Source organism: Microcoleus sp. FACHB-SPT15 (assembly GCF_014849525.1).
Taxonomy (GTDB): Bacteria; Cyanobacteriota; Cyanobacteriia; order Cyanobacteriales; family Coleofasciculaceae; genus Symplocastrum; species Symplocastrum torsivum.
This window is the reverse complement of the sequence record NZ_JACJNU010000063.1, coordinates 36,386-46,115: the sequence shown is the minus strand read 5'-3', so window position 1 is coordinate 46,115 and position 9,730 is coordinate 36,386. Positions and strand designations below refer to the sequence as shown.

At 46.0% G+C, this 9,730-nt stretch carries 9 protein-coding genes; 1 reads left to right on the top strand and 8 read right to left on the bottom strand.

Annotated elements, in window-relative coordinates; all coding sequences use genetic code 11:
* Positions 1-182: 182 nt before the first annotated feature.
* The 8 genes from H6F98_RS27150 to H6F98_RS27115 all read right to left on the bottom strand — a co-directional run bounded on the left by H6F98_RS27150 (position 183) and on the right by H6F98_RS27115 (position 8,152).
* Positions 183-377, bottom strand: a complete 195-nt coding sequence (locus H6F98_RS27150; RefSeq protein WP_192221851.1) for a hypothetical protein — start codon at positions 375-377, stop codon at positions 183-185.
* Positions 378-379: 2 nt separating this feature from the next.
* Positions 380-706 carry a hypothetical protein gene (locus H6F98_RS27145; RefSeq protein ID WP_192221850.1) on the bottom strand — a complete coding sequence of 109 codons (327 nt, stop codon included), beginning with the start codon at positions 704-706 and terminating at the stop codon, positions 380-382.
* A gap of 288 nt (positions 707-994) precedes the next feature.
* Entirely contained in the window at positions 995-2,140 is a 1,146-nt protein-coding gene (locus tag H6F98_RS27140) for a sensor histidine kinase (RefSeq protein ID WP_192221849.1), read from the bottom strand.
* Between the two features lie 6 nt (positions 2,141-2,146).
* A complete protein-coding gene (locus H6F98_RS27135; RefSeq protein WP_192221848.1) occupies positions 2,147-3,298 on the bottom strand; it encodes an FIST signal transduction protein in 1,152 nt (383 codons plus the stop codon).
* Between the two features lie 101 nt (positions 3,299-3,399).
* Positions 3,400-4,431 carry a glutaminase A gene (gene glsA, locus H6F98_RS27130; protein WP_192221847.1) on the bottom strand — a complete coding sequence of 344 codons (1,032 nt, stop codon included), beginning with the start codon at positions 4,429-4,431 and terminating at the stop codon, positions 3,400-3,402.
* Positions 4,432-4,463: 32 nt separating this feature from the next.
* Entirely contained in the window at positions 4,464-5,291 is an 828-nt protein-coding gene (locus H6F98_RS27125; RefSeq protein ID WP_192221846.1) for a PHP domain-containing protein, read from the bottom strand.
* A 201-nt stretch (positions 5,292-5,492) separates the two neighbouring features.
* Positions 5,493-5,861: a hypothetical protein gene (locus H6F98_RS27120; RefSeq protein ID WP_192221845.1), complete on the bottom strand. Its 369-nt coding sequence runs from the start codon at positions 5,859-5,861 to the stop codon at positions 5,493-5,495.
* Positions 5,862-6,121: 260 nt separating this feature from the next.
* The gene (locus H6F98_RS27115; RefSeq protein WP_192221844.1) at positions 6,122-8,152 is read right to left on the bottom strand and encodes a zinc metalloprotease HtpX; all 2,031 of its coding nucleotides are present in this window, start codon (positions 8,150-8,152) and stop codon (positions 6,122-6,124) included.
* Positions 8,153-8,341: 189 nt separating this feature from the next.
* Between H6F98_RS27115 and H6F98_RS27110 the strand changes: the two genes are divergently transcribed.
* A complete protein-coding gene (locus H6F98_RS27110; protein WP_192221843.1) occupies positions 8,342-9,658 on the top strand; it encodes a glutamate-5-semialdehyde dehydrogenase in 1,317 nt (438 codons plus the stop codon).
* Positions 9,659-9,730 lie beyond the last annotated feature (72 nt).

Below are 9,730 nucleotides of genomic sequence, written 5' to 3'. Positions count from 1 at the left end.
ATCAGCGTTCGATGGGGCTGGTCAAAGCCGTGCGCCAACGACAACGACGCACTGCCTCTCAATCTCTTGACATTTGGCTAGATGCCTTAACTTGACGCCTATGGCAGGATGCCCACCCCACAATGAATTATTTCTGCAAAAATGGGATGCACCCGTGCGATCGCACTTTGTTGAAAAACCTGTTACAAACTTACTTGTGAAACGTTTTGCGCTTCTTGGGCTTCCAATCTAGCCAGCGTTGTAGCGGCATCGGCTAGCTGTAGAGCCAGATTTGCTCGACTAGTCGGGTCTTTCTCCTTCCAGAGATCTTGCCCCAAGCAATACACTCGATAACGGAATGCCTTGATTGACTGTGATGGAATGACCTTGACTGTCATGGTTACAATCGGCTTTCTACAGAAGCTTGAATTTGCAGTAAGATTCGTTCCGGTTCCAGGTAAACAAACGTGAGCAAGATTACCTTATCCTCAGCATTGATGATTACATCATAGATTGCTTCTGTTGGTTGAACCTGTTCATGCTTCACAATTACAGTGTATTCACCCGTAGGAAGGTCATCAAAGCCTGCATCTGCATAGATCAAATCAACAAGTTCTTCCGCCAGCACTTGCCCATCTTGTCGAAGTAACGTAATAAAGGCAATACCATCAATTGAAGTCAGGGCGCTGTTATCCTGATTACGAATCATGACAAAGATATCCGACATTCAGCCACCCTTGAGTTGCAAGTGTCACGAAATTATTGCATAGGAAAGCGATCGCCTCTCATATAGCAATCAGCAGTCAGCTTTGGGCGGTCAGCTTCCAGTCAAAAAGCCTCCGGTTAATGAACTCGGCTTCCGCCGATGTCCTAACCTTAGTGGCTACTGCTATATTTCAAATCTGTTCTTGAGACTTGGATAAGGCAGAGATACTACTGTCCTTCATTTCGTGAAAAGGACAATCTTGCCTTGACTTATTTTAAGTGAGAGCGGAAGCATCGCTTTGAGTTCCGTTTAGCAAGGATGGGGATCGTGAATTGACTGCCGCAGGGGAATCTGAACCACAAACTCTGCACCTTGCCCTGGTGCTGAATAGCATTGCATTTTGCCACCATGCTTTTCCACCACAATTTGGTAACTGATCGATAAACCCAACCCAGTACCTTTGCCTACAGGTTTGGTGGTGAAGAAGGGGTCAAAAAGCTTCGAGTGAACGTCCTCACTCATCCCTAACCCATTGTCACCAATCCGAATTGCCACCCAGTTGTCCTGAACAATCTCTGTGCGAATCTGAATAATTGGAACTTGGGATTGGGAATTAGAGATAGAGGAGAAACTCTTCCCTTGCATTAAGTGCATCTCTTCAACTTTTTGCCCAGCCTCCAGTTCCCAGTCCCTAATCCCCTCATCTAATGCATCAATAGCATTGGTTAAGAGATTTATAAATACCTGATTCAGTTGACCAGGGCAGCACTCAACTGGGGGTAGTTGTCCATACTCTTTGATAACCTCAATACCGGGATGATCTGCTTTAGGTTTCAATCGGTTATGCAGAATCATTAAGGCACTATCAAGACCTTCGTGGATATCTACGACCTTGAATTCTGCTTCATTCAGGCGAGAGAAGTTGCGTAGAGATTTGACAATCTCACGAATCCGCTCAGTCCCCACATTCATGGACTTTAGGAGTTTAGGTAGATCTTCACACAAGAAATCAAGATCACTTGCTTCGATCATCTCCTGGATTTCGCTAGTGGGATTGGGGTAACACTGCTGATACAGTTGCACCAATTCTAGTAAGTCGTGGGTATATTTCTGAGCGTGAATCAGATTGCCATAAATAAAGTTGACAGGGTTGTTGATTTCATGAGCAACACCTGCCACCAAAACACCCAAAGCCGACATTTTTTCCGAGGCAACCAGTTTGGCTTGCATCGCTTGGAGATTTTTGAGGGCTTGCTCTAAATCCCAGCTTTTTTCCTCAAGTGTTGTTTTTGATTCCTCCAACTCACGGATCACACTTTTGAGCAAAGCCTGATTTTTGTCATTAGTCTTCTCTAAGTCAACGCGATCGGCTTCAGAGCGTTCTAGTTTTTTTTGAAGAATTCGATTCGCTTTTTCGAGTTCCTGGAGTCTTTTTTCGTAGTCTGCAAGTTCCATCAGCTCTCATTTCGTCCCTAGAAGCAACGTCACGAAAGTTTTGTTATGAAATTCAGTCTGGCCTTTTTGCTCTAGGGGAGCAATCTCACCACTACTATAGAAACCACAAATTGGTAAAGCCTTGGTAAGACAGCTTTTCGCAAGCTCATACTCTTCCTTGGTTCGTGTACCAAGAATTTTCCGGCGACTGGCACAGGAAAAAAATAGAGCCGCCTCTGGCTCACTGCCTGGATAGCTTGCGATCGCATTTCTAATTGATGTTTGAGAAGCTGCTAGGATATCTTCACGAGTTGCTTCTGCGATTTGAACAACTGCCTGTTCAGAAATATCTGCAAAAAGGGTGATGCTCCCTGACTCTTCGTCGAAAACGTTAGCAGCTCTTAGAAAAAAATGCTTCTCTTCTCGATCAAAGACAGCTAGGGGATATTCAGCGGAAGGAGGAAGGTCGCCAAAATAATGACGATAGAACTCTATCGCAGGTTTGTCATCAATTTCATAGATGATGTTTTTATTGACCTTAGTGACTCTGCTTTTTTTCCCGATGGGATGCCAACCACTGGCTAAGCTATGGGAGAAAAGTAATGCTCCTGAAAAGAGCAGGATTGGCACAGCATCACTCAAAACTTCTGTGCGAAAGAATTGGTAAGTCTTTTGAAATCTCCAGTGATCAGCGGCTAATCCACCCAAAATAGGCACATTCTGCCCAAGAACTCGCTTCAAACCATCCAAAATTGAAACTCCGCTGGCTGTAAAGCCTTCTGGAACAGTCAGACACAACTGAGGTGTGGTCGTACTGTTGCCTTGTGCTTGATCAACGGCTTGCCTGATTACTTCAACGGGGTTCTTTGAAACCTCACGTCCAACTCCTGCTTTGATTTCAATTTCTTCTGAGCAGAACACCATTAAAGTCAGAGAGTCTTGCTGAAACTCAAGAACGGAAGAAAGTTCTCCATCAGTTGTTCCACCAATTAGCTCAATGCCAGGAAAAGCCTGATGAATTTGTTTCAGAATTAAGGAATGCTCAAAGTCGATCGCAGCAAAAAGGATACCAGCCTGTGGGGTTACTCCTGCTAAAGAGCGGATGCATTGCTCTAGAACCTCATCGATTGCTGACTGGGAATCCGGGTCGTTGCTGTGACCAACAGCTACCTTCAACATACATCTTCTGTAGGGGATATCCTAGGTTTCTCTTACTTTCTCAATGGCTGCTAGTTGGATGGATTTGTAAGATTACGTTGTGTTTAACTGAGTTGTTCTACTTAGTTTATCTTGGATGTGTCTTCGGTTTCAGGAGTAGTGTCAGGCAACGTCTGATAATACAAAGAGTTAAGGAACTGGGCGTTATCCATCTGTAAGTCAAACATGTGTAGTCCAATTCGTTCGGAGAGGTCTTCACAAACTCTCATTCCCCTAACACTGCTACCGTGAGAGTCAAGGGGTGGCGAGAAAACGGCAATACCCATTTTCTGAGGAACGACGACAATAATTCCACCCGATACGCCACTCTTTGCAGGCAAGCCAACTTTGTAAGCCCACTGTCCGGCAACGTTGTACATCCCGCAGGTGTACATCACAGTCAGAATATCTCGGATGTAGCGTGCTTCAACAGCACGTTGTTGAGTGACGGGGTTAATACCACAATTAGCAAGGGTCGCTGCCATTGTCGCCAAATCTCGGCAGTTGACCATCACCGAACATTGCTGAAAGTAAAGGTCGAGCGCTTCATCAATTTTTTCATCGATCATGCCAAAGTTGAGCATCAAGTGTGCCATTGCTCGGTTGCGATGCCCCGTCGTTCGCTCTGACAAGAATACAGGCATATCAATGAACAGGTTATGACCGACATAGCGCTCAAACATACTGAGTAGACAGTTGAGTCGCTCACTTGGACTTGAACCTTTGATTAAACTAGTAGTTGCGATCGCGCCTGCATTGACCATTGGGTTATACGGTCGCTTCGAGGACTCTTCCAACTGAATAATCGAGTTAAAAGCATCTCCTGTTGGCTCCACCCCAACTTTGGTCAAGACGTAATCCCGCCCATGTTCCTCAAGGGCGAGTCCATAGACAAACGCTTTGGAAATTGACTGAATTGTGAATAATTGCTCGTAATCGCCCACTTCATAAACTTGACCATCCACTGTCACTACGCAAATGCCAAACCAGTTAGGGTCGGCTTTCGCAAGTTCCGGGATGTAGTTTGCCAATCTTCCATGCATGAGTGACTTGTACTTGTCGTACAACTCCGAAAGCAAATTCTCAAGGACAGGACTTCTTGATGCATTCCCCATATCAAGCAACTTGCTATAGGCAAGAACAATGATTAATTTAAAGTGTGCGCCGCCTCTTTAAGCGGGTCAAGTAAGGTTAATGGCAAACGCATCATATTGAGCGTGCTACTACTGGGGCTTTTACCATCAGGACTGGGCCCGTGGTAATCACTGCCACCTGTCATCAGTAAGCTGTATTGAGAACATAGCGCCTCAAGATGTTTTCTCTCTTTTGGCGTGTGGCTGGGATGGTAAACTTCAATTCCCATCAACCCCGCATCAACCAGTTCCTTTAACACGTCTTCAACTTCACCACCTCTAAACAAGTAAGGATGCGCCCAAACTGGCACAGCACCGCAGTTGTGTAACAACGTAATGCCTTCAGAAATTGAGAATTTCTCGTAATGCACATAGGCGGGTTTATCATCACCCAACAGACGGTCAAACGCTTCGCGCATCGACTTGACATGACCCGCGTCTACGAGTGCTTTAGCAAGATGAGGACGCCCTGGTGCCATTCCTTCCCCCAGTTCCGGTAGCGAGATTGGATAGCCTAGTGCTTCCAACTTGGCGATCATTTTCTGAGAACGGCGTTTACGTCCTTCTAAGCGTTCCGATAAAGGGGCACTTAGCTGTTGGGCATTTGGGTAAAAACCCAAAATGTGTAGGGAACGGTCGTTGTGTACCGTACTCAATTCAACACCCGGAACGATTTCCAGGTTATGAGGTTGAGCCGTCGTAATCGCTTCTTGCCAACCAGAGAGCGTATCGTGGTCGGTAATCGCTAAAGCCAAGACTCCTTCACGAACTGCCGCATGGACAAGTTCGCTTGGGGTAAGGGTGCCATCGGAGCAGGTAGTGTGACAGTGAAGTTCAAGCATTCCTTCATTATGTACGTCTACCTGCTGAGTGGAAGATTAAACTTTTCTTTAAGCACAACTTAGTCATTTTTTAGAACACAATATTGTTGTGCCTCTACCACCTTCAAAGACTCTTTTGCTTTCAGGCGATCGCAAGAGGTTTAGATTCCCGACTTCTTTGAGAAGTCAGGAATCTCGACTTCACGAATCCTTTAGAACTGCTTAGTTTTGCTCGTTAGGTATAACTCGAAAGAAAACACGCCAAAAGTTTTGCTTTCTTCTGATTGGCTGTTGAAGCGTCTCATCAACTTCTTGGATTGGATAGGCAATCCAATTTGCCCTTTCGTAAAAGTCTCTCCCCTCTCTCTTCGTGCGGTTGAGAGTTTCAGAAGAGACATCCAAAAGACTAGCAGCCCTTTCAGTAAGGCAACAATGCTCAATCTCAATGAGTTGATGATTGAGTTGATGCTGTAACACTAACTGCTCAGTTTTTGAATTGACCAATAAGTCTGATTCATTGACCTGATAGGTATCAGATAATTGGCTTGCATTTACTTTGGTTTCTGAGCTATTGTAGGTAGAGAGAATCATTTAGTCTTAGCAAAGAGTAGTGAACAAAGCCAACAAGCAAACTTGCAATTTGCTTAGTTTATCAAAAGTGCCAATAGCGGCTATTCAGTAACGATTATCACTTCTTAATTATAGCAAAATGCACCTCCAAATGCTTGGAGGAGAAAAGGGTTTATCTCGCTAGCTATAACGAAAAACTTTAGACGTTTCAAATCAAAAGTTTGGCAAACTAACTAAGATCGTTACTGAAAGGACACAGCGTACTGTGCCCCTTCAAAGTCCTAAACGAAGTTTAGTAAAAACAAACCAACTAGAATTGCCACTCCTCCCCAAATGAAAGCCCAGAGGCGGTGAAAACTCTTAACCGTGGTACCACTTTCGCTAGTTAGGTGAGTTAGGTCAACCCAAGCGACAACACTGCGTCTGAACCAACCAGTCGTGCTAACCTGTGCCCCAAGCAGATTCTTTACACGATTCATTCCGAATAGGAAATTCCCGATCGCACCAAAGCGGGAAGCGTAGCGTAAATAAATCATGCCAGTGCTGTCTTGGAGTTTCAGATCTGACCCAAACTGATAACCAGCATCACCACGACCAATTAACTCACCTTGAAGTTTCACGGGTTGACCACGCAACGGACTGGCATAAGGATTGGACATTAACTTGAGTACATCTGATTCCGGTGCTTGCTTGATGCTGGGGAACATCACAAAGGTTCGGATGAGGGTTCCTAATCCAAAGCCAAGGAAGGCGAAGGCGAAGGGTGCCGTTGGGAAGCTACCCATAACCGCAACTCCAATCAGCAAACCAATAACCAATCCGATTGGCATGGCACAAAAGAGCAAGAGGTCTAAGGCAAAGGTGCGATAGAGCTTTTTTTTGCTGAGGTTTCTGCTCTCACCTACAACTTGACCCATGTCAAACTCGGTTGGCAAACCCAGTTGTTCTGCATAACGGCTGAGGGCGCGGATACGTTTACCCGTTAAAGGGTGAGTGGAATTTAATTCCATCAATCCTGCCCAAGGGTTAAACAAATCCCACAAAAATACTCGACCCATCTGTCGAGGTTTTTGGGCAATGCGGTAGGCAGTGCCAGTACTCACGGCGGCTTTGTGGTCATAAATACCCAAGGCACGAGTGCCTTCGATTAAGCGGCCGGGTTCTGAAGCTTGCTTGCTCTCTTCTAAAATGCCGTAAGCAATTTTCACCAAAGCACGCGAGAGGGCGTTAGGATTGCCAGTTGTTTCTGCGGCAAAGTGGTCAGCAAAGTATTCCCGTGTCCGGGATAGGTACAGCAACAAATAGGTACCAATGATGTAAAACACATAAGCCGCGATCGCAGCCGTCCCAGCCGCATCTTTGAGTTTACTGTTACTACCACGTCCCAAGCGTCTGGCAAAGAGGTAAATCAGGTAGGTGATATGTACCAACGTCGATGCCAAAGTCATCACTGCAAAGTCCCAATGGACAATATGACCGAGTTCGTGAGCATAGACGGTAGCAATTTCCTCCTCATCCAAATAGGTAAACAACCCCTCACTAACTACCAGACGAGCGCGGTTGGGGAGAGAACCATAGGTGAAAGCGGTTGGATTTTTGTCGTCAATGATTCCCAGTCGGGGTGTTTTCAGTTTTTTCGCTTGGCAGACACGCTGAATTACCTTTGCTGCCTCAGGACTATGACGCTCAACCTCGGCAAGACTCACCCAGCGCGTTTGGTAGAGCCACTTTTGGGTTAAGTCCATGAGCAAGGGAGAGAGGAAAAAGGCAGCGATGTTGAAAACTAAGGTAAAACCAATTGCGATCGCAAAACTCAAGGTTGGCTTATCGCTATCAAGAAGAAACACAACCCCTAAACTCAACGCCAACACCATGCCGAATAACAAGGAGATGGTGACACCAGAAGCCAAAGCTAGATTACCAACCTTACCTGCTAGAGCTAACTTGACCCCCACTTTAGCCGCACGACCCGCTTTTTGGATGGGATTGGGTTGATCAACTGTTGTTGCTACTGTTGCGAGTGCTTGAGGGGTTTGGGGGATTGGGGGAGTTTGGGTCTTCGTAAAAGTCCGGAGAGCTTGAGTTGCCCAACTGCTTACCTGGGGATTTCTGTTTGTCGCCAACTTTTGGCAAAGTGCGATCGCTTGTTCTGTTTCACCCAATCGGTGATATCCCCTGACCAACCCAATCTGAGCCTGAATATAATCTTTAGAACCTTCCTGGGTATAGTACTGGCAAAATTCTTTCAGGAGTTGAACTGCCTCTCGGTGATTGCCTTGTTTAAGGGCTTCTAATCCAGCTTGGAGTGACATAAGGCATCTCCCTTAAAAAGCAATATTGGTACTCGGTCAAGTAAGACTCTTAGATACACCAGTGATCGCAGAAAATTCGCAAAAGTTGCTTGAAACGTCAATCATTGAAGACTTTAGAGATAGGCAGACTGTATCTGTGCGTCGTTTGCTAAAATTGGAAATTACGTCTTCAGTACCTGCCCAAAATCCATGACTGCTTCTCCAGTTGCGTCCCTACCCTTGAGTGCGATCGCCAAAGCTTGTCGTCAAGCGGCACGACAACTGGCGGTGTTGCCAACAGAAGCAAAGAATCAGGCAATCGAAGCGATCGCGATCGCCTTAGAAGCAGCAACTCCTGAAATCCTGGCAGCAAACGCGGCTGATTGCGTCGCTGCACAGACCGATGGAATTCCTAAGCCCTTGTACAATCGCTTAAAATTAGACGAAACCAAGCTAAAAGCCGCGATTGATGGCGTTAGAGATGTTGGTAAGCTGAGTGATCCAGTCGGTGCCGTGCCAATTCATCGCGAACTGGACGAAGGTTTAATCCTGAAGCAAGTTACTTGTCCCGTCGGCGTTTTGGGCATCATCTTTGAAGCACGTCCCGATGCGTTGATTCAAATTACGACACTAGCTATCAAATCAGGTAACGGCGTTATTCTCAAAGGCGGCAAGGAAGCGATTCGCTCTTGTGAAACCCTTGTAAGGGTAATTCACCAAGCTTTATCAGCGACGGCGGTTGCTCCAGCAGCTATCCAACTGTTAACTACCAGAGAAGAGACAATCGCACTGTTGCAGTTGGATGAGTACATTGATTTAATTATTCCGAGAGGTTCCAACTCCTTTGTTCGGTTTGTGCAGGAGAATACTCGCATTCCGGTACTCGGTCATGCTGATGGCATTTGTCACGTCTATATCGATCAAGCGGCTGACTTGCAAAAGGCGGTAGACATCACGGTTGATGCAAAAACTCAATATCCAGCCGCTTGCTGTGCAATGGAAACGCTACTTGTCGATTCTGCGATCGCACCGACGTTCCTACCCCTAGCCGCAGCCGCTTTGCATAAACGCAACGTAGAACTGCGAGGCGATGAGGCAACCCAAAACATTCTTAATACTAGTTACAGCGTTGTCCCAGCAACCGAAGAAGATTGGTCTACTGAATACAGCGATTTGATTCTCTCAATCAAAGTAGTAGATTCCCTAGACGCTGCTATTGACCACATTAATACCTACGGTTCCCAGCATACGGATGCAATTGTCACCGAAGACCAAGCTGTTGCCGACACATTCCTTGCTCAAGTCGATTCCGCTAGTGTCTTCCACAACTGTTCCACGCGCTTTGCTGATGGCTTCCGCTATGGTTTAGGGGCAGAAGTAGGAATCAGTACGCAGAAAATGCCACCTCGTGGGCCCGTGGGGTTAGAAGGATTAGTGACTTACAAGTATCAAGTCGCAGGGAATGGTCACATTGTTGCCAACTACGTGGGTGAGAAGGCAAAACCTTTCACTCATCGGGATTTATAAGGGGGAATGGGGAATGGGGAACTTTATAAAAATGCTTCCTCGTCTCCCATATCTTACTTTTGGTCAGGATTA